This is a genomic window from Streptomyces sp. NPDC088923, from assembly GCF_044749745.1.
In the GTDB taxonomy this organism is placed as follows: Bacteria; Actinomycetota; Actinomycetes; order Streptomycetales; family Streptomycetaceae; genus Streptomyces.
In genome coordinates, this window is sequence record NZ_JBIVIO010000003.1 from 404,530 (window position 1) to 421,617 (window position 17,088).

The 17,088-nt window shown below is 72.9% G+C and carries 18 protein-coding genes; 10 read left to right on the forward strand and 8 right to left on the reverse strand.

Translation table 11 applies throughout. The annotated features are described in order from the left end of the window. Positions 1 to 20: 20 nt before the first annotated feature. Positions 21 to 359, reverse strand: coding sequence for an ArsR/SmtB family transcription factor (locus tag ACIP4O_RS17290; protein ID WP_401575299.1), 339 nt, complete (start codon positions 357 to 359; stop codon positions 21 to 23). A gap of 95 nt (positions 360 to 454) precedes the next feature. Here ACIP4O_RS17290 and ACIP4O_RS17295 point away from each other — a divergent pair, with 95 nt between their 5' ends. After that, on the forward strand, positions 455 to 937 hold the full coding sequence (locus ACIP4O_RS17295; RefSeq protein ID WP_401575300.1) for an OsmC family protein: 483 nt from the start codon (positions 455 to 457) through the stop codon (positions 935 to 937). Between the two features lie 240 nt (positions 938 to 1,177). On the opposite strand, the gene murJ is transcribed toward ACIP4O_RS17295, so the two are convergent. After that, the gene (gene murJ / locus ACIP4O_RS17300) at positions 1,178 to 2,824 is read right to left on the reverse strand and encodes a murein biosynthesis integral membrane protein MurJ (RefSeq protein ID WP_401575301.1); all 1,647 of its coding nucleotides are present in this window, start codon (positions 2,822 to 2,824) and stop codon (positions 1,178 to 1,180) included. Between the two features lie 437 nt (positions 2,825 to 3,261). On the opposite strand from murJ, the gene fdh reads away from it, so the two are divergent. The 3 genes from fdh (at position 3,262) to nrfD (ending at position 8,491) form a co-directional block, all read left to right on the forward strand. Continuing rightward, entirely contained in the window at positions 3,262 to 6,522 is a 3,261-nt protein-coding gene (gene fdh / locus ACIP4O_RS17305; RefSeq protein ID WP_401575302.1) for a formate dehydrogenase, read from the forward strand. After that, positions 6,519 to 7,460 (forward strand): 4Fe-4S dicluster domain-containing protein, encoded by a 942-nt coding sequence (locus tag ACIP4O_RS17310; protein ID WP_401575304.1) that lies wholly within the window; start codon positions 6,519 to 6,521, stop codon positions 7,458 to 7,460. The genes fdh and ACIP4O_RS17310 overlap by 4 nt, the downstream gene beginning before the upstream one ends. Before the next feature lie 68 nt (positions 7,461 to 7,528). Next, a complete protein-coding gene (gene nrfD, locus ACIP4O_RS17315; RefSeq protein WP_401575504.1) occupies positions 7,529 to 8,491 on the forward strand; it encodes an NrfD/PsrC family molybdoenzyme membrane anchor subunit in 963 nt (320 codons plus the stop codon). 72 nt (positions 8,492 to 8,563) lie between these two features. Here the strand turns inward: nrfD and ACIP4O_RS17320 are convergent, their stop codons facing one another. From ACIP4O_RS17320 to ACIP4O_RS17330, 3 genes are all read right to left on the reverse strand, one after another. Further along, entirely contained in the window at positions 8,564 to 8,971 is a 408-nt protein-coding gene (locus ACIP4O_RS17320) for a rodlin (RefSeq protein ID WP_361324532.1), read from the reverse strand. A 207-nt stretch (positions 8,972 to 9,178) separates the two neighbouring features. Then, complete coding sequence (locus ACIP4O_RS17325) at positions 9,179 to 10,123, reverse strand: ribose-phosphate pyrophosphokinase (RefSeq protein WP_164291623.1); 945 nt, start codon at positions 10,121 to 10,123, stop codon at positions 9,179 to 9,181. Positions 10,124 to 10,203: 80 nt separating this feature from the next. Continuing rightward, on the reverse strand, positions 10,204 to 10,905 hold the full coding sequence (locus ACIP4O_RS17330; protein WP_401575305.1) for a phosphotransferase family protein: 702 nt from the start codon (positions 10,903 to 10,905) through the stop codon (positions 10,204 to 10,206). A gap of 103 nt (positions 10,906 to 11,008) precedes the next feature. Between ACIP4O_RS17330 and ACIP4O_RS17335 the strand changes: the two genes are divergently transcribed. Both ACIP4O_RS17335 and ACIP4O_RS17340 read left to right on the forward strand, forming a co-directional pair. After that, a complete protein-coding gene (locus tag ACIP4O_RS17335; protein ID WP_361324539.1) occupies positions 11,009 to 11,290 on the forward strand; it encodes a hypothetical protein in 282 nt (93 codons plus the stop codon). Continuing rightward, the gene (locus ACIP4O_RS17340) at positions 11,290 to 11,664 is read left to right on the forward strand and encodes a toxin Doc (protein WP_361324542.1); all 375 of its coding nucleotides are present in this window, start codon (positions 11,290 to 11,292) and stop codon (positions 11,662 to 11,664) included. The genes ACIP4O_RS17335 and ACIP4O_RS17340 overlap by 1 nt, the downstream gene beginning before the upstream one ends. Here ACIP4O_RS17340 and ACIP4O_RS17345 read toward each other — a convergent pair. After that, the gene (locus tag ACIP4O_RS17345) at positions 11,603 to 12,172 is read right to left on the reverse strand and encodes a GNAT family N-acetyltransferase (RefSeq protein WP_401575306.1); all 570 of its coding nucleotides are present in this window, start codon (positions 12,170 to 12,172) and stop codon (positions 11,603 to 11,605) included. The two genes, ACIP4O_RS17340 and ACIP4O_RS17345, sit on opposite strands and share 62 nt — an antisense overlap. Before the next feature lie 375 nt (positions 12,173 to 12,547). Here ACIP4O_RS17345 and ACIP4O_RS17350 point away from each other — a divergent pair, with 375 nt between their 5' ends. Both ACIP4O_RS17350 and ACIP4O_RS17355 read left to right on the forward strand, forming a co-directional pair. Continuing rightward, positions 12,548 to 13,840 (forward strand): YeeE/YedE family protein, encoded by a 1,293-nt coding sequence (locus ACIP4O_RS17350; protein WP_401575308.1) that lies wholly within the window; start codon positions 12,548 to 12,550, stop codon positions 13,838 to 13,840. A gap of 129 nt (positions 13,841 to 13,969) precedes the next feature. Next, on the forward strand, positions 13,970 to 14,803 hold the full coding sequence (locus ACIP4O_RS17355) for an aldo/keto reductase (protein WP_401575309.1): 834 nt from the start codon (positions 13,970 to 13,972) through the stop codon (positions 14,801 to 14,803). A gap of 21 nt (positions 14,804 to 14,824) precedes the next feature. Here the strand turns inward: ACIP4O_RS17355 and ACIP4O_RS17360 are convergent, their stop codons facing one another. After that, complete coding sequence (locus tag ACIP4O_RS17360; RefSeq protein ID WP_401575310.1) at positions 14,825 to 15,607, reverse strand: polysaccharide deacetylase family protein; 783 nt, start codon at positions 15,605 to 15,607, stop codon at positions 14,825 to 14,827. A gap of 290 nt (positions 15,608 to 15,897) precedes the next feature. Between ACIP4O_RS17360 and ACIP4O_RS17365 the strand changes: the two genes are divergently transcribed. After that, positions 15,898 to 16,107: a hypothetical protein gene (locus tag ACIP4O_RS17365; RefSeq protein ID WP_361324557.1), complete on the forward strand. Its 210-nt coding sequence runs from the start codon at positions 15,898 to 15,900 to the stop codon at positions 16,105 to 16,107. A 97-nt stretch (positions 16,108 to 16,204) separates the two neighbouring features. Here the strand turns inward: ACIP4O_RS17365 and ACIP4O_RS17370 are convergent, their stop codons facing one another. After that, positions 16,205 to 16,606 carry a RidA family protein gene (locus tag ACIP4O_RS17370; protein WP_401575311.1) on the reverse strand — a complete coding sequence of 134 codons (402 nt, stop codon included), beginning with the start codon at positions 16,604 to 16,606 and terminating at the stop codon, positions 16,205 to 16,207. Positions 16,607 to 16,860: 254 nt separating this feature from the next. Here ACIP4O_RS17370 and ACIP4O_RS17375 point away from each other — a divergent pair, with 254 nt between their 5' ends. Next, the gene (locus ACIP4O_RS17375; protein WP_401575312.1) at positions 16,861 to 17,079 is read left to right on the forward strand and encodes a hypothetical protein; all 219 of its coding nucleotides are present in this window, start codon (positions 16,861 to 16,863) and stop codon (positions 17,077 to 17,079) included. Positions 17,080 to 17,088: the final 9 nt, after the last annotated feature.

Consider the following 17,088-nt stretch of genomic DNA (forward strand, 5'->3'; position numbering starts at 1 on the left):
CCTAAGGCCTGCGCCCGCCGTCAGTCGGCCGCGACCACCGCCTCGATGAGGCCGGGGAACCGGCGGTCCAGGTCCGCCTTGCGCAGCCGGATGTACAGGCCGTTACCGGCGTCCCGCTGGTACACCAGGCCCGCTTCGCGCAGCACTCGCCAGTGCCGGGTGCGACTGGACTTGCTCACCGTGAGCTCGAAGGAGGCGCACAGCCGCTCCTCGTCCGGCCGTTCGGCCAGTTCGGCCACGACGCGGCGCCGCTTGGCGTCGGCCAGCGCCGAGAGGATCGGCCCCACCCGCAACTCCTCGACGGGCGGATGCGCCAACTCGTCTTTCGCCATCACTTCCATCCCCTGGACAAGGTACACGTCGATGCGTACCTTCCTAGGTACGCCCCGAGGCGTACTTTAGCGCTTCCGCTCGTCGGCGACCCCGCATCCGCCACCTCGATGGAGGACTCGCAGTGACCACGTCCGATGAACTACTCGGCACCTCGATCGTCCGTGTCACCAGCGCCCCCGGCCGCGCGAAACTCGTCGGCCTGCCGCTGACCGCGCGGCAGGTCCCCATGGGTGTCCGGGACGAGGTGGCCGCGCACTACAAGCTGACCGAGGGTCAGTTCGAGCCGATGGCAACCACGCTGGACTACCTCGTCGGTGCCACCGTGGCCTGCCTCGCCGGCACCCTCGGGGGGCGCCTCGGTGCGCTGGGGCAGAGCACCGCCGACGGCGAACTCACCGCCGAGGGAACGGGTTCGCTCGTCGTCGACGGGGGCGTGATCCGGGTTCAGGCGATCCACGTCGTCTACACGCTGGCGCTCGGCGAGGGCGTCGACGAGGCCAAAGCGCGCCGGGCCCACGAGGTCCACGCCCGCTACTGCCCGGTCGCCCGCAGCATCGGCGGATGCGTCGAGATCACCAGTGAGATCACCCTCCGGAACGGCTGAGACAGAGAGGAACGCGCATGGCCGGGACACCGAGCCCGCGGGACCTGCTGGCGAAACTCCGTCAGTAGCAGCTCTGCCTGCTGGACGTGACCGTGATCACGCCCACCGAGAGCGCGCCCCGTGGACGCTCCGCCGAACCGACCCCGTGTGAAGGGTGCACCATGCGTTCCGCGCGGGGCGGTCGCGGGTGCGGACCGCGGGTCCCGGCGCCCGGCGCGGGAGCCGGCCGCCCCCGCCCCCTCAGGCCGTCTTCCTGCGAGTGAAGCGGTCCAGCTCGCGGATGCCGAGGACCCGCGCGAACAGCAGGTACACGATCCCGGCCACGAGCAGCGCCGCCACCAGGGCGATCGCGAGGCCCACCGTGCCCGGCCGCTCGGCGACCCGTACCACCGCCGCCGCGGCGATCGCGGCCACGCCCGAGGCGACGAAGAGGCGCAGGTGCGCCGAGACGAGCTTGCCGCCGAGCCGTCTGCGGGTCTTCTTGCGCAGCAGCTTGGTCGTGACCACGAGCCCCACGAGGTAGCTCACGCCGTACGCCGCCGCCATCCCGACGACCGCCGACTTCGCCGGGAGCAGCACGTGGCACGCGTAGGCGAGCACGATGTTCACCGCCGCGATGAGCGCGGCCATGAAGAACGGCGTCCGCGTGTCCTCGAAGGCGTAGAAACCACGCAGGAGCACGAACTGCATCGAGAAGGGGATGAGCCCGGGCCCGAGCACTTGGAGCATCTGACCGAGCGGCACCGTCGTCTTCACCGCGCCGTGCTGGAAGAGCAGCACGGCGATCTCCGGGCCGAGCGCCGCGAAGAGGAAGGCGGCCGGCACGATGAACGCGTTCGTCATGCGCAGCGCCCGCGCGAGGTCCCCGCGCAACTGTCTCAGCTCGCCCGCCGCCGCCGCGCGGCTCAGCCGGGGCAGCAGCGCCGTCACCACGGACACCGTCACGAGCGACTGCGGCAGAATCCAGATCGTCTGCGCGTACGAGTACGCCGAGTACCCCGCGCCCGCGTCCGGGGCCTGCGTGTCGACGAGGTTCGCGTAGTGCGTCACGACCGTCATCGCCGTCAGGTTCGCGAGGACGAAGAGCAGCGTCCACCGCGCCGCGGCGAGCGACGGGCCCAGACCAGTGCCGCGCCAGTCGAAGCGCGGCCGGAACCGGAAACCGGCGGCGCGCGCGAAGGGGATGAGCGCGAGCGCCTGCAGGGCGAGCGCCCCCGTCGTGCCGATCCCGAGCCAGCGCACGTGCAGCGCCGTCACACCCGCGACGTCCGAGGGCACCGTCAGCAGCGTCAGGTAGCCGCCGAACATCGCGATGAGGACGAAGTTGTTGAGGACGGGCGTCCACATCATCGCGCCGAAGCGTTCGCGCGCGTTGAGCACCTGCCCGTAGATCGCGTACAGCCCGTAGAAGAAGATCTGCGGCAACAGGTACCGCGCGAACGTCACCGTCAGCTGGTACGCCTCGTGCTGGTCCGGGGTGTCGGGCAGGTACACGCTGACGATCTGCGGCGCCGCGAGCACCGCCGCCACCGAGCCGATGCCGAGCACCACCAGGACGAGCGTGACGAGTCGCTGCTCGTAGGCGAGACCGCCATCGGCGTCCCGCATCCTGGCACGCACCAGCTGCGGCACGAGGACCGCGTTGAGCGCGCCGCCGATGAGCAGCGTGTACAAGCTCGTGGGAACCGTGTTCGCCGTGTTGTACGTGCTCGCGAGCAGACCCGTGCCGAGTGCGACCCCCTGGAGCACCTGGCGGATCAGTCCCGTCGCGCGGGACGCCATCGTGCCGGCCGCCATGAGCAGCGAGGAACGTGCGAGTCCGCTCTTCTTCTTGTGCCGCCCCCGAGCCTGCACACCGCCGGGGGCGGTGCGTATCCCCTCCGTCATGACGGGCACTCTATGGGGTCGCCGTTCCCGTCCTGTGACCGGTGGGTCCGGCAAGGCCCCTCTCACCTGGTGAAACGTCCGTCCCGTCCCGTCCCGTCCCGCTCTGCGCCGCGTCCCCGGACACGAGCGATGCCCAGCGGGACAGACGAAGGGCACGGCGAAGTAACCGAAACGTGACACGGGCGCGCGTGCGAAAGCGACACTCGACCCCCACCCGTTCGGCCTGACGACCGCCAGGATTCATGCATCTGCCACGAATTCGTCCCGGCCGGGATTCGGCGCCCCACGAGCGGGCACCCGCCACCCCGTCCCCGGGCGCGGGTCGAAGCCGCGCCACCCGCCCGGGGCCCGCCCGCTCGCAGGACCCCGCGCTCACGGGGAGGGTCGGGAGGGGAACAGTCCGGCCCCGGCCGGAGCCGCCGTCACGGGAGTACGCGATGGGCCTGCGCACCTGGATCACCGACTGGCCGGTCTACCGGCAGCTCACCGGCACCGACCCGCTCGGCCGGGGGCATGCCGCGCGCTCGCCCGCGAGCGAGCGGTTGCGGCCCCGTACCGCGAGCGCGGACCGCGTCGTCGGCTCGGTGTGCCCCTACTGCGCCGTCGGCTGCGGCCAGCAGGTCTACGTCAAGGGCGAGAAGGTCGTGCAGATCGAGGGCGACCCCGAATCGCCCGTCAGCCGGGGCCGCCTGTGCCCCAAGGGCTCCGCCTCGCTCCAGCTCACGACGGGCCCGGCGCGCCGCCACGAGGTCCTCTACCGCAGGCCGTACGGCACCGACTGGGAGCCGCTCGACCTGGAGACGGCCATGGACATGGTCGCCGAGCGCGTCGTCCGCACCCGCGAGGAGACCTGGGAGTGGGAGCGCGACGGGGTGCGCACCGCGCGCACGATGGGCATCGCGAGCCTGGGCGGCGCGACGCTCGACAACGAGGAGAACTACCTCATCAAGAAGTTCCTGACCGCGCTCGGCGTCGTGCAGGTCGAGAACCAGGCCCGTGTCTGCCACAGCTCCACCGTCTCCGGGCTCGGCACGTCCTTCGGCCGCGGCGGCGCGACGACGTTCCTCCAGGACCTGCGGCACAGCGACTGCATCGTCATCCAGGGCTCCAACTTCGCCGAGGCCCACCCCGTCGGCTTCCAGTGGGTCATGGAGGCGAAGAAGCGCGGCGCGAAGGTCATCCACGTCGACCCGCGCTTCAGCCGCACGAGCGCCCTCGCCGACACCCACATCCCGCTCCGGGCCGGGACCGACATCGTCCTGCTCGGCGCGCTCATCAGCCACGTGCTCACCGAGGAGAAGGACTTCCGCGAGTACGTCGTCCACTACACCAACGCCGCGAGCCTCGTGAGCGAGGACTTCCGCGACACCGAGGACCTCGACGGGCTCTTCTCCGGCTACGACCCGGACACCGGGCGGTACGACCCGCTGAGCTGGCAGTACGAGGGCGTCGAGGTGCAGGCCCCGGCCGGCGACGCCGACGAGCTGTACGAGGAGCGGGCGCGCAACTACGCGGGCTCCGAGGCGCACGGCTCGGGCGGCGCCAAGGCCCCCGGCAGCCCGCCCCGCGACGAGACCCTCCAGCACCCGCGCTGCGTCTACCAGGTGCTGAAGCGGCACTTCGCCCGCTACACGCCCGAACTCGTCGAGGAGACGTGCGGCATCCCGCGCGCCCTCTTCGACGAACTGTGCGAGGCCGTCACGAGCAACTCGGGCCCCGAGCGCACCACCGCCTTCTGCTACGCGGTCGGCTGGACCCAGCACACGGTCGGCTCGCAGTACATCCGCGCCGCGAGCATCCTCCAACTCCTCCTCGGCAACATCGGCCGCCCCGGCGGCGGCATCATGTCGCTGCGCGGCCACGCCTCCATCCAGGGCTCCAGCGACATCCCGACGCTCTTCAACCTCCTGCCCGGCTACCTGCCCATGCCGCACGCCCACGCGCACCAGACACTCGACACGTTCATCGAGGCGACCCGCACGGACAAGGGCTACTGGGCCGACATGCGCGCCTACATGGTCAGCCTCCTCACCGCCTGGTTCGGTGAGGCGGCGACCGAGGAGAACGAGTGGTGCTTCGGCCACCTGCCGCGGCTCACCGGCGCGCACAACACCTACGAGACCGTCATGGCGCAGCTCGACGGCACCTGCAAGGGCTACTTCCTCATGGGCGAGAACCCCGCCGTGGGCTCCGCCAACACCCGCCTGCAACGCCTCGGCATGGCGAAGCTCGACTGGCTCGTCGTACGCGACTTCAGCCTCATCGAGTCCGCCACCTGGTGGCAGGACGGCCCCGAGATCGAGACGGGGGAACTGCGCACCGAGCAGATCCCCACCGAGGTCTTCTTCTTCCCCGCCGCCGCGCACACCGAGAAGTCCGGGTCCTTCACCAACACCAACCGCTGGGTGCAGTGGCGGCACGCCGCCGTCGAACCCGAGGGCGACGCCCGCAGCGACCTGTGGTTCATGTACCACCTCGGCCGCCGCGTCAAGGAACGCCTCGCCGCCTCCACGGACCCGCGCGACAAGCCGGTCCAGGACGTCACCTGGGACTACCCGGTCGAAGGCCCTCTCAAGGAACCGGTGGCGGAGGCGGTCCTCGCCGAGATCAACGGCAAGGTGCGCGGCGGCGGGCCGCTGTCCGCGTACACCCAGCTCAAGGACGACGGCTCCACCTCCTGCGGCTGCTGGATCTACTGCGGCATCTACGCCGACGGCGTCAACCAGGCCGCGCGCCGCCCTCCCGCCGCGGAGCAGGGCCCGGTCGCGGGGGAGTGGGCCTGGGCCTGGCCCGCCAACCGCCGCATGCTCTACAACCGCGCCTCCGCCGCGCCGGACGGAACGCCGTGGAGCACACGCAAGAAGTACGTGTGGTGGGACGCCGAGGCCGGCGAGTGGACCGGCGACGACGTGCCCGACTTCCCCGCGGGCCTCGCCCCCGGGCACGTACCGCCCGAGGACGCCGAGGGCGTCGAAGCGCTCGCCGGGGACGACCCGTTCATCATGCAGGCCGACGGCAAGGGCTGGCTCTACGCCCCGGCGGGGCTCGACGACGGGCCGCTGCCCACGCACTACGAGCCGCAGGACTCGCCGTTCCGCAACCCCCTCTACGGCGCCGTCTCGCGCGCCCCCGCCCGCAAGGTCTTCTCCCACGAGGGCAACCGCTACCACCCGAGCGGCGAGGAACCGGGCAGCGACGTCTACCCCTACATCCTGACGACCCACCGCCTCACCGAGCACTTCACGGCGGGCGGCATGAGCCGCTGGTCGCCCTATCTCGCGGAACTGCAACCGGAGTTCTTCTGCGAACTCTCGCCGGAACTCGCGGCGGAGCGCGGCCTCACGCACGGCGGCTGGGCGACGCTCATCACCGCCCGCAACGCCATCGAGGCCCGCGTCCTCGTCACCGAGCGCATGAAACCCCTGCGCGTGCACGGCCGCACGATCCACCAGATCGGGATGCCCTTCCACTGGGGCCCCAACGGTGTCGTCACGGGCGACGCCGCCAACGAACTCATGGCGATCAGCCTCGACGCCGACGCCCACATCCAGGAGGACAAGGCGCTCACCGCCGACATCCGCGCGGGCCGCCGCCCCCGCGGGCCCGCGCTGCCCGCCCTCGTCGCCGACTACCGCCGCCGCGCCGGGATCACCGCGCGCACCGGCACCGAGCGCCCGCACGCCGAGGAGACCCGATGACCGACACGACCACGGACCGCCTTCTCTCCGGCCCCGAACCCGACCCGGCGGCCGACGCGGGCTACGAGCAAGCCCCCGCCCGCGTCGGCTTCTTCACCGACACCTCCGTGTGCATCGGCTGCAAAGCCTGCGAAGTGGCGTGCAAGGAGTGGAACACCGTCCCCGAGGACGGACTGAGCCTGAGCGCCATGTCCTACGACAACACGCAGGGCCTCGGCGCCTCGACCTGGCGGCACGTCGCCTTCGTCGAACAGGCTCGTCCCGTCGAGGTCACCGAGCCGCCAGGGCCCGGCGACCGCACGAGCCTCCCGCTCGCCGACCCGGCGCAGGGACCGCCCGCGCAGGGGGTGCGCTGGCTCATGTCCTCGGACGTCTGCAAGCACTGCACGCACGCCGCCTGCCTCGACGTCTGCCCCACCGGCTCCCTCTTCCGCACCGAGTTCGGCACCGTCGTCGTCCAGCAGGACATCTGCAACGGCTGCGGCTACTGCGTCAGCGCCTGCCCCTACGGCGTCATCGAGCAACGCGAGGGCGACGGCCGCGCCTTCAAGTGCACGATGTGCTACGACCGGCTCGGCGCCGGGCAGGAACCCGCCTGCGCCAAGGCATGCCCCACGGAGTCGATCCAGTACGGGCCGCTCGACGAACTCCGCGAACGGGCGGCACTGCGGGTCGACCAGCTCCACGAGGCGGGCGTCACCGAGGCCCGCCTCTACGGCCACGAACCGGACGACGGCGTCGGCGGCGACGGCGCTTTCTTCCTCCTCCTCGACGAACCCGAGGTCTACGGGCTCCCGCCGGACCCCGTCGTCACCACCCGAGACCTGCCCGCGATGTGGAAGCACGCCGGACTCGCCGCACTCGGCCTGCTCACCACGATGACCACGGCCCACGCCCTGCCCGCAGCCCTCGCCGCACTCCGGAAGGCCCGCCGATGACCGCCCCCGCCGAGAGCAGGCCAGAGCGTCCCCGCCGCCGCAAGGGCAAGCGCGGCGAACAACTCGTCGTGCCCAAGGCAGAGTTCACCTCGTACTACGGGCGCCCCATTCTCAAGAGGCCGTCCTGGGCCGCGAGCGACATCGCCGGATACTTCTTCCTGGGCGGCCTCGCGGGCGCGGGGTCCGTGCTCGCCGCCGGGGCCCATCTCACCGGACGGCACACGACGGCGAGCGCGCTCAAGCTCTCCTCCCTCGGCGCCATCGGGCTCTCGGCCGCCGCCCTCGTCCACGACCTCGGACGCCCCGCCCGCTTCGTCAACATGCTGCGCGTCCTCAAGCCCACCTCGCCGATGAGCGTCGGCTCCTGGCTCCTGAGCGGCTACGGGGGCTGCGCGGGCCTCGCCGCGCTCACCGACGTCGCGGGTCGTGCGCCGCGCCTGCGCCCCTTCGCGACGCGCGGCGCCGTGAGGTCACTGGGCACCGCCGCGACACTCGGCGCCGCGCTCACCGGCTCCGCCGTCGCCACGTACACCGCCGTGCTCGCGGCCGACACCGCCGTGCCCGCCTGGCACGGCGTCCACCGCGAACTCCCCTACCTCTTCGCCGCCTCGGCGACCGCCGCGGCATCGGGCGCGGCCCTCGTCCTGGGCCCCCCGCGCGAGCACGGCCCCGCGCGCTGCGCCGCCGCCCTCGCCGCAGCCGGGGACGTCCTCGCGAGCCGCCGCGCGGAACGGGCGCTCGGGGAGCCGGTCGCGGCGACCTGGCGCGAGGGCCGCGCGGGCACCCTGCTCCGTACCGCCCGGGCGCTCACCGTCGCGGGCGCCGCCGCCGCGCTCGCCGGTCCGCGCCTCGGCCGGAGGGGGACCGCGCTCGGCGGCCTCGCGCTCCTCGCGGGCTCCGCCTGCACCCGCTTCGGCGTCTTCGCCGCCGGAGTCGCCTCGACCGAGGACCCGCGCTACGTCGTGGAGCCCCAGCGGGCGCGGCTCGCGGAACGCGCGGGGGAGCCGCGGACGCGGGCGGCGCGGGGCTGAAACGCCGGTGGCCGGCTCCCTCCCGTACGGCGTGGGTACGGGAGGGAGCCGGCCACCGGGCTCCGCGGGCGGTCAGCCGTTGCGCACGCCGTTCGCCGACAGGACCGGGATGTCCTCCACGAGGTGCGAGAGGGGCTCGTCGCCCTTCGCCTGCGTGGAGTTGTCCGCGCACTGCTGGTTCTGCGGCGAGGACAGGACGTTGACGTCCTGGACGGCGACCGGCACGAGGAGACCGACGAGGGAACCGGCGTTGGCCTTGACCGGAACGCCCAGGCACAGCTTGTTGAGGCTGTCGCTCACGAGGCTGGCCTGCGGGCTCTGGTCACCGGCGGTCGTCGAGTTGCCGACCGCGTCGACGGCACCGTTGCCGCTCGCCGAGGTGGTGCCGCCGTCGTCGGCGAGCGCCATCGCGGGGGCCGCGGCCAGCGCGACACCGGCGACGGACGCGGACAGCGCGGCGGCGGCGAGGTACTTCTTCATGAAACGTGCTCCTGATGAGTCGGACTGCGTGACCACCCGGCGGACCCGGGGGGCCGGGCGGCCGGTGCCCCGTGAGCGGGGCACGCTGCACAACCGCTCAGCGCCCTCCTGGTTTCGCCCCGTCCCCCGTACGGACCATCCCGTGCCGCCACCCGTGACCCGCCGCGACCTGGGACGTTGGACGCGGCCACGCCGCCCGACCGGCTCCTACAGCCCGTCGAAGAGCGCGCTCACCGACTCGCCGTTGTGGATGCGCCGCACCGCCTCGGCGAGCGCGGGCGCCACCGAGAGCACCGTCAGCTTCTCGGTGCGCTCGGCCTCGGGGACCGGTACCGAGTTGGTGCACACGATCTCCAGGACCTCCGGCTGCTCGCTCAGCCGCTTGAGCGCGCCCGAGGCGAAGAGCCCGTGCGTACACGCGACCCGCACCGAACGCGCCCCCAGCTCCCGCAGCCGCTCCAGCAGTTCGATGACCGTGCTGCCCTTCGCGATCTCGTCGTCCAGGACGATGACGTCGCGGTCGGCGACGTCACCGATGACCGCGCTGATCGACACCTTGTCGTCCTCGAAACGCTGCTTCGCGCCCGCGGCGACCCGCGTGCCGAGCAGCCGCGCGAAGGCCGCCGCCTCCTTCGCGTTGCCGAGATCGGGCGAGACCACCGTCGTGTTCGACAGGTCCAGCTTGCGGAAGTGCGTGGCGAGTTCGCGCAGCGCGTGCAGGTGGTCGACGGGGACCGAGAAGAAGCCGTGCACCTGCGGGGAGTGCAGGGTCAGCGCCAGGACCCGGCTCGCACCGGCCGTCACGAGGAGATCGGCGACGAGCCGCCCACCGAGCGAGATGCGCGGCATGTCCTTCTTGTCGGAACGGGCGTAGGAGTAGTGCGGCATGACGACGGTGATCCGCCCCGCCGAGGCACCACGCGCCGCGTCGCACATCATGAGCAGTTCGACGAGGTGCTCCTGCACGGGCGCGACGAGCGGCTGGATCAGGAACACGTCCCGCTCCCGGCAGTTCGCCTCCAGCTGCACCTCCAGGCAGTCGTTGGCGAAGCGGTTGATCCGCGCGGGCGAGAGCGGCACTTCCAGGTGCCGGCACACCTCCGCCGCGAGTTCGGGATGGGCACTACCACTGAAGACGGCGATGTCTCGCACGAACCGGCTCTCCTACGGTCTTGGGGGCGTCGGTCGGTCTACGGCTGCCGCTCGGCATCGTAGCGAGCACGCGCACCCGGTCAGAGAGGGGGGAGGAGCGCGAACGCCCGACCGGGGAGCGCGCGTTCCTCCGCCGTGAGCCCCGGTATCGCCTCGCGACGCTCCCTGGCCGCCGTCAGGTACGTGCCCAGTTCCGGCGGGGCGAGCGCGAGGAAGTCCGGCAGCAGCAGCTCGACGAGAGCGGCGACGTCGAGCCGCAGGCTCGCCTCGGCGAGGATCAAAGCGCTGGACGCCCAGTCGAGACCCGGTGGGCCCACCGCCGCCGACTCCCAGTCGATGACGACGGGACCGGTGGGGGAGAGCAGCACGTTCTCCGGGTGCAGGTCGAGGTGGAGGAGCCGGTGTCCGGCGGGAGCGCCCTCGGGTGCCGGGACGCGGTGCAAGCGGCGCAGAAGGCCGGCGAGCAGCGCGGCCCCCTCCGCCGCGCTCGTGCCGCCGGTCATGAGCGAGCGCGCGAGCGTCGGCCCCGCGATCCGCCGCACGACCATCTCGTTCGCGGCGAAGGGGCCCGGGTGCGGGGCGGGGAGCGGATAGCCGTAGGAGGCGACGCGGCGCATCACGGCCGCCTCCTGCGAGGTGTCCCGCGCCGAGCGGTACCTGCGCAGCACCCATTCCTCGCCGAGCGCGTACACGTCGGCGCTGCGTCCCGAACCGATCAGCTCGCCCGCGGCCCGGCCCGTCGCTCCGTCCGCGGCCCCGTCTGTCGTCCTGTCACCCGTCATGACCGGAATCCCACCACGTCGGGACCGAACTTGTCCGTGCCCTGGTTTACTTGATGGCTCATTACCCTTCACGGGCTGGTACCGACTAGGTACCCTGGCCCTCATGCCGTCACTCAACGTGTCCTTCACCGAAGAGGAACTGGAGGGCGTCAGGGCCGCCGCGGCGGCCGAGGGCAAGAGCCTCAAGCAGTACCTCCACGACCTCGGCGTCCGGGAGCACCAGCGCAAGCAGTTCGTCTCGGGGGCGCTGGACTGGGGCGACCGGCTGCGCGAGGAGTTCGACGCGGCCTTCCCCACGGAGATACCCCCGCGGCGGCGCGCACCCGGCCACGGGGGCGCGCAGCCGCACGGGCGCGGTCACGGCGGAGGGAAGAGCGTCGCCTGATGGCCCTGTTCGTGGACGTGGCCTGGCTCCTCGACGTCCAGGAGCAGGCCGTACCCGAGGACGTCTCGGTCGCCGACTACTCGGCCCTCGTCGCCGCCGTCTCCCGGCACCGCACCACCATGCCGACCCTCGCCGCCTCGGACCCCGACGCGGCCTGGCGCGCGGCGGCCCTCCTCCACACGATCGTCCGCCTCGAACCCCTCCCGCACCGCAACTCCCTGTACGCGGCGCAGGTCGCCGCCCAGTACATGGGGCAGTGCGGCGAGGGCATAGACCCGCCGTACGGGGCGCTCTCGGAGCTGATCAAGGAGATCAGCACGGACCGGGCGGACCTGTACGCGGTGGCGGACCGGCTGCGGGGCTGGCGGATCTGAGGCGGGTACGGGTGCGCAGCAGCATCATGTTCGCTTCCCCCGTACGCCCCACGGGCACGAATCCGCGTCCCTCGTAGAGCCCCCGCGCCCGGTTCCCGTCCTCGACGCTCAGGCTCAGCCCGGCGCACCCCCTCTCCTCCGCCGCCGGGATCAGCGCGTCGAGCAGCGCGCCGCCCACGCCCCCGCCCCGCGCACCGGCGTCCACGGCGAGGGTCAACTCCGGTATGTGCGGGGCCACATGCCCGTAGCCCGGGCCCCCGGCCGGGAAGCGGAGCGCCCACGCGGCTCCCAGCTCGCGCCCCCGCGCGTCCTCCGCGACGACGCCGAAGTCCCCGGCCCGCGGCCAGCCGCCCACGTAGTGCGCCGCCCGCGGCAGGGCCAGGAGCCCGGCGAGGGTGAAGCGGGGCCGGTCCCAGTTGAACGCCTCCAGGAGCATCCGCTCCAGGAAGGGGGCGTCCGCCTCGCGCGCCGGGCGCAGCCGGGGCGCGGCGCGTCTCGAGTCCGTCACCCGCACTGTCTACCGGCTGACCCGGGCCCCGGCGAGCGGATTTCGGCCGCGCGTCGTGAGTCGTCTCACTCCTCAACGGTTTTCGTCCCGCATGGCGAGACGAGGGGGCGACGTCGGCCATCTGTCTGATTATCGTGTCCGCATGCACGGACCGGCACGCACTCTCAGCCTGGCGCTCTTCGCCGCCACTTCCTGGAGCGTCGACGACGCTCTGTGTCGTCGCTGACACCCGCCTCCGCCCTTCCCCGCGCCCCCGGAGACGCCCCCGCACCCCACGCGTCCCGTCATCCGGACAGTCGTGTCCACCCAGCGGGCCGCCCCGTCCCCGGTCGGCCGCCGCGTCGCGCCGCACTCTCCCGCCCGAAAGGCACCCCCGTGACCACCGCCCCCGCTCCCACGGCGGACACCCCGGCAAGCCGCAGGGGACCGCTCGCCCCCGTACCCACGAGCGTCCCGTCCCCTGCCGCCGAGCCCCTGCCGCCCGTCAACAAGGTCCCGCTCGCCGTCGCCGCCGTCCTCGGCGCCGGGCTCACCGCCTGGACCTGGTCCGAGCACGGCGCCAAGCCCGCCGTACTGCTCCTGCTCGGCATCGCCCTCGGCGTCGCGCTCTTCCACTCCCGCTTCGGCTTCACCTCCGCCTGGCGACAGCTCATCGCCGTCGGCAACGGCACCGGCCTGCGCGCCCACACTCTCCTCCTCGGCGCGACCGCCGCGCTCTTCGCGCTCGTCATCGGCACCGGGACCGGCCTCTTCGGCACCACGCCGGCACCGAGCGCGGGACCGATCGGGCTCGGCCTGCTCATCGGCGCGTTCCTCTTCGCCGTCGGGATGCAGATCGGCGGCGCCTGCGCCTCAGGGACGCTCTTCGCGGTCGGCTCGGGACAGAGCACGATCGTCCTCACACTCGCCGGTTTCGTCGCGGGCTCGACGCTCGCCGCCTGGCAGTGGGAGCTGTGGCGCGACCTCCCGGCCGCCGATCCCTTCCTCTTCTCGGACCACTTCGGCGGCTGGGGCGGCTCCCTCGCCGTGACGCTCGCCGCCCTCGCCGTCGTGTACGTCGTCGCCCGCCGCGTCCAGGCCCGTCGCAACCCGCCGCCGATCGGTGTGCCGCCCTCCGCGCGCACGACCGCCGTCCGGGTGCTGCGCGGCTCCTGGACGCTGTGGGCCGGCGCCCTCGTCCTCGCCGTCCTCGGCGCGGGAGTGCTCCTCGTCTCGGGCGGCGCCTGGGGGGTCACGAGCGCTTTCGTGCTGTGGGGCAGCCGCATCGCCGACTTCCTCGGGGCCGACCCCTCGGGCTGGGCGTACTGGCGGCAGGCGGGCAACGCCGCCCAGCTGCACGGCCCGATCCTGGCCGACAAGAACAGCCTCACGGACATCGGCATCATGGTCGGCGCGGGCGTCGCGGCCGCCGCCGGCGGGGTGTGGACCCTGCACCGGTCGATCCCGGCACGCACCGCTCTCGCGGGCGTGCTCGGCGGCATGCTCATGGGCATCGGCGCGCGCATGGCGGGCGGCTGCAACATCGGCGCCTACCTCGCGGGCATCGCCTCGGGCAGCCTGCACGGCTGGATCTGGGGCGCCGTGGCGCTCCTCGGCACGTACGTGGGCCTCAAGCTGCGCCCGCTCTTCGGCCTCGGCAACCCGAAGCCCGCCGACAGCGTCTGCTGACGCGCCGTCCGGGGGCCGCTCACCCGCTTTCGGAGGGAGAGCGGCCCCGTTCGCGTGTGGCGTCCGGGACGCGTGGTAGGTGAGGAGGGGAACGGGCCCGCCGGGCCCCGGCACGAGGAGCGCGCCCGTATGACCACCCCCGCCCCGCTGCGCGGCCTGAGCGACGGCCACCGCCTGCCCGCGCTCGGCCTCGGCACCTACCCGCTGGACGACGCCGGAGCCGAGAGCGCGGTCCGCACCGCGGCGGCCTCCGGCTACCGCCTCTTCGACACCGCGGTCAACTACCGCAACGAGACCGGTACCGGACGCGGTATCGCGGCCTGCGGACTGCCGCGCGAGGAGCTGTACGTCACGACGAAGCTCCCTGGACGCGACCACGGCTACGAGGAGACGCTGAAGTCCTTCGACGCGTCGAGGCGGCGTCTCGGCGTCGAGTACGTCGACCTCTACCTCATCCACTGGCCGCTGCCCCGCGTCGGCAAGTACGTGGACTCCTGGCGCGCGATGATCAAGCTCCGCGACGAGGGCCTGATCCGCTCCCTGGGGGTCTCCAACTTCACACCGGAGCACGTGCGCCGCCTGGAGGCGGAGACGGGAGTGCTCCCCACCGTCAACCAGATCGAGCTTCACCCGCTGCTCCCGCAGGACGAACTGCGCGCCTTCCACCGCGAGAAGGCGATCGTGACGCAGAGCTGGAGCCCGCTGGGCCGGGGCAGCGAACTGCTCGACGATCCCGCGATCGGCGAGGTCTCCGCGCGCCACGGGGTCACGCCCGCCCAGGCGGTGCTGCGCTGGCACCTCCAGCTCGGCGCCCTGCCCGTACCGAAGTCCGCCGACCCCGGCCGCCAGCGCGCCAACCTCGACGTCTTCGGCTTCGAGCTCTCCGACGAGGACCTGCGCCGCATCGGCGAGCGCCCGGAGCGCCGGCTCGGCGGCGACCCGGAGACGCACGAGGAGTTCTGAGCGGCCTCGCGTGGCGGCGTGTCAGGGGCGGTAGACCTGGCCCGGCTTCGGCGCGCCCGGCGCCATCAGCTCGGGCACGGTCACGAAGGTGTAGCCCTTCGCCTTGAGCGCGTCGATGATGTGGGGCACCGCGGGCACGGTCCCGTCGTACAGGTCGTGCAGGAGGATCACGCCGTCACGCTTGGACTGGTCGAGTATGCGCTTCTCTATGAGCTTCGAGTCCGTCGTCGAGTAGTCCTTCGCGGTCGCGCTCCACAGCACCTGCGCTATCCCGAACTCCTTGCATATCTTCGAGACCTCGTCGCTCGTGCGGCCCTGCGGCGGGCGCATCAGCGTGGGTGCCTTGCCGGTGAGCTCCTCGACGGCGTTCTGGGTGCGCGACAGCTCCTGGCGCACCTCCTTCTCCGACAGGTCCGTGAGCCTGCGGTGCGACCACGTGTGCTCGGCGACCTCGTGGCCCTCGTCCGAGATCTGCTTGACGAGCTTCGGGTAGCGCTCTATGTGGTTCTTGCCGAGCAGGAAGAAGGTCGCGTGCACCTTCTTCTCCTTGAGGATCTTCAGCAGCCGCGGGGTGTGCTTGCTGGGGCCCGCGTCGAAAGTGAGCGCGATGCACTTCGCCTTGCGGCAGTCCACCGGCTGATCGGCCATCAGGACCTTGGCCGAGGCGTGCCCGCGCTCGCTCGCCGGACTCACCGTGTGCAGGCTCGTGCAGCCGCTCAGCGCGAGCGCGAGCGCGGCACTCGCGGTGAGGGCGGCGATCCTGGCACGGCCGCGGCGGCGGGCGGGACGGGGGACAGCGGGCATGGCGGTACTTCCTTCGGTCGGACGGGGTGCCGGAGCGAACGCGCACCGCCGACCCGCCGCGACCGTGAAAGTGCGGGTCAGGGCAGTATCCGGGGGCGGATCGCGTTTCCGGCGACGACTATACACAGGGGGTATACACCCGGTTCATAGTGGTGCGGTGGTGCGAACGGGGAACCCGGAGGGGGTACATGCGTCTCTCTAGATGCGCGGGAAGGGGCCACGGTTGCCTCGCTCAACGCGCGAGTCGGGAAAGGGACGGCCCGCGGGCCGTCGGGGAGAGAGGACCGGCCATGCGCAGGGGGCTGCTGTGGGGAGTGCTGCTCGCGTGCGCGGCGGCGAATCTCGTGCTCGGAGTGGCCTTCGAACGCGGCCCGCTCGAAGTCGCCCTGCACGTCCTCAGCGGCACGGGTGCGCTCCTCGCCCTGCTCGGCCTCGTCCTGGCCCGCGAGCGCGGTCACCCGGAGAGCGGGGACGGCGGGCGAGGTGTGACGCGGCGCTGAGCGGCCGGTCGCCGGTCGCCACGGGGGCGCGGGGCGCTGCGCGGCGCAGATCGGGGCGGCCGCGAGGCCGGTTCGTACGGTGCGCGTGCGGTGGGGCCTAGGCCGCGGGGAGCGCCGCGGTCAGGTCCACCTCGACGAGCTGTCCCGGGTAGCCGAGCGCCGAGGTGCCGAGGAGGGTCGCCGCGGCCGTGAGTGCCGGGCCGAGCGCCGAGGCGCGCAGGTGCTGCCACACCGCGCCGAGCGTCGCCGTATCCCGCGTCCGTACGTGGACGACGGCCCGCACCACGTCGGACGGGCCGGCTCCCGCGGCGGCGAGGGCCCGCAGCGCGTTCGCGACGACCTGGTCGGTCTGGGCCAGGACGTCGCCCTCGCCGACGAGCCGCCCCTCGGCGTCGAGCGGGCACTGCCCCGACAGGTGGGCCGTGACCCCGGCGGGGACGACGGTCACGTGGCTGTAGCCGGGCGTCGGGTGAAGCCCCTCGGGGTGAATCCTGCGCATCGTCCTCCTTCGGTGCCGAGGGGACCGTAGTCCGCGAAAGACGCCTCCCGCGAGGGATTTACGGTGCCCGGCGGACGGCTCGCCCCCAATCGGGTGAGGACCCACCGGGTGCGTCGCGTGCCGTCCCGTGGCACGTCAGGGCGGGCGCCGGGGGTGTCGCGGGGTGTCACGGGGCATCGGCTCCGGGTGCGCCGGGGGGCGGCCGGGGGTTCTCTTGAAGCGCCGGACGAGCGTCCGGGCCGAGAGGAGGAACCGTGCGCATATTGAAGGCGACCCAGGACGCGGGGGAAGCCCCGTCCCTCGTGTGGCACGCGATGGACGAAGGGGACAAGGCGCTGTGCGGCGTCCGTGTGCCCGATGCCCCGCCCGCCCCGAACGACGCCGGAGAGCGCTACTGCCCCGCGTGCATGAACCGTGTCGACACGCACGTCACCCCGGTGGCCGAGAAGACGGCGGGGGGCCCGCGCGGCTGAACCGGCGAG

Excerpts from the sequence above, each read along its gene's own strand:
- ACIP4O_RS17330 (WP_401575305.1), bottom strand. The coding sequence starts at position 10,905 with ATGACGGGTGACAGGACGACAGACGGGGCCGCGGACGGAGCGACGGGC.
- ACIP4O_RS17365 (WP_361324557.1), top strand. The coding sequence starts at position 15,898 with ATGCGCAGGGGGCTGCTGTGGGGAGTGCTGCTCGCGTGCGCGGCGGCG.
- murJ (WP_401575301.1), bottom strand. The coding sequence starts at position 2,824 with ATGACGGAGGGGATACGCACCGCCCCCGGCGGTGTGCAGGCTCGGGGG.
- ACIP4O_RS17370 (WP_401575311.1), bottom strand. The coding sequence starts at position 16,606 with ATGCGCAGGATTCACCCCGAGGGGCTTCACCCGACGCCCGGCTACAGC.
- ACIP4O_RS17335 (WP_361324539.1), top strand. The coding sequence starts at position 11,009 with ATGCCGTCACTCAACGTGTCCTTCACCGAAGAGGAACTGGAGGGCGTC.
- ACIP4O_RS17310 (WP_401575304.1), top strand. The coding sequence starts at position 6,519 with ATGACCGACACGACCACGGACCGCCTTCTCTCCGGCCCCGAACCCGAC.
- ACIP4O_RS17360 (WP_401575310.1), bottom strand. The coding sequence starts at position 15,607 with ATGCCCGCTGTCCCCCGTCCCGCCCGCCGCCGCGGCCGTGCCAGGATC.
- ACIP4O_RS17355 (WP_401575309.1), top strand. The coding sequence starts at position 13,970 with ATGACCACCCCCGCCCCGCTGCGCGGCCTGAGCGACGGCCACCGCCTG.
- ACIP4O_RS17320 (WP_361324532.1), bottom strand. The coding sequence starts at position 8,971 with ATGAAGAAGTACCTCGCCGCCGCCGCGCTGTCCGCGTCCGTCGCCGGT.
- ACIP4O_RS17340 (WP_361324542.1), top strand. The coding sequence starts at position 11,290 with ATGGCCCTGTTCGTGGACGTGGCCTGGCTCCTCGACGTCCAGGAGCAG.
- fdh (WP_401575302.1), top strand. The coding sequence starts at position 3,262 with ATGGGCCTGCGCACCTGGATCACCGACTGGCCGGTCTACCGGCAGCTC.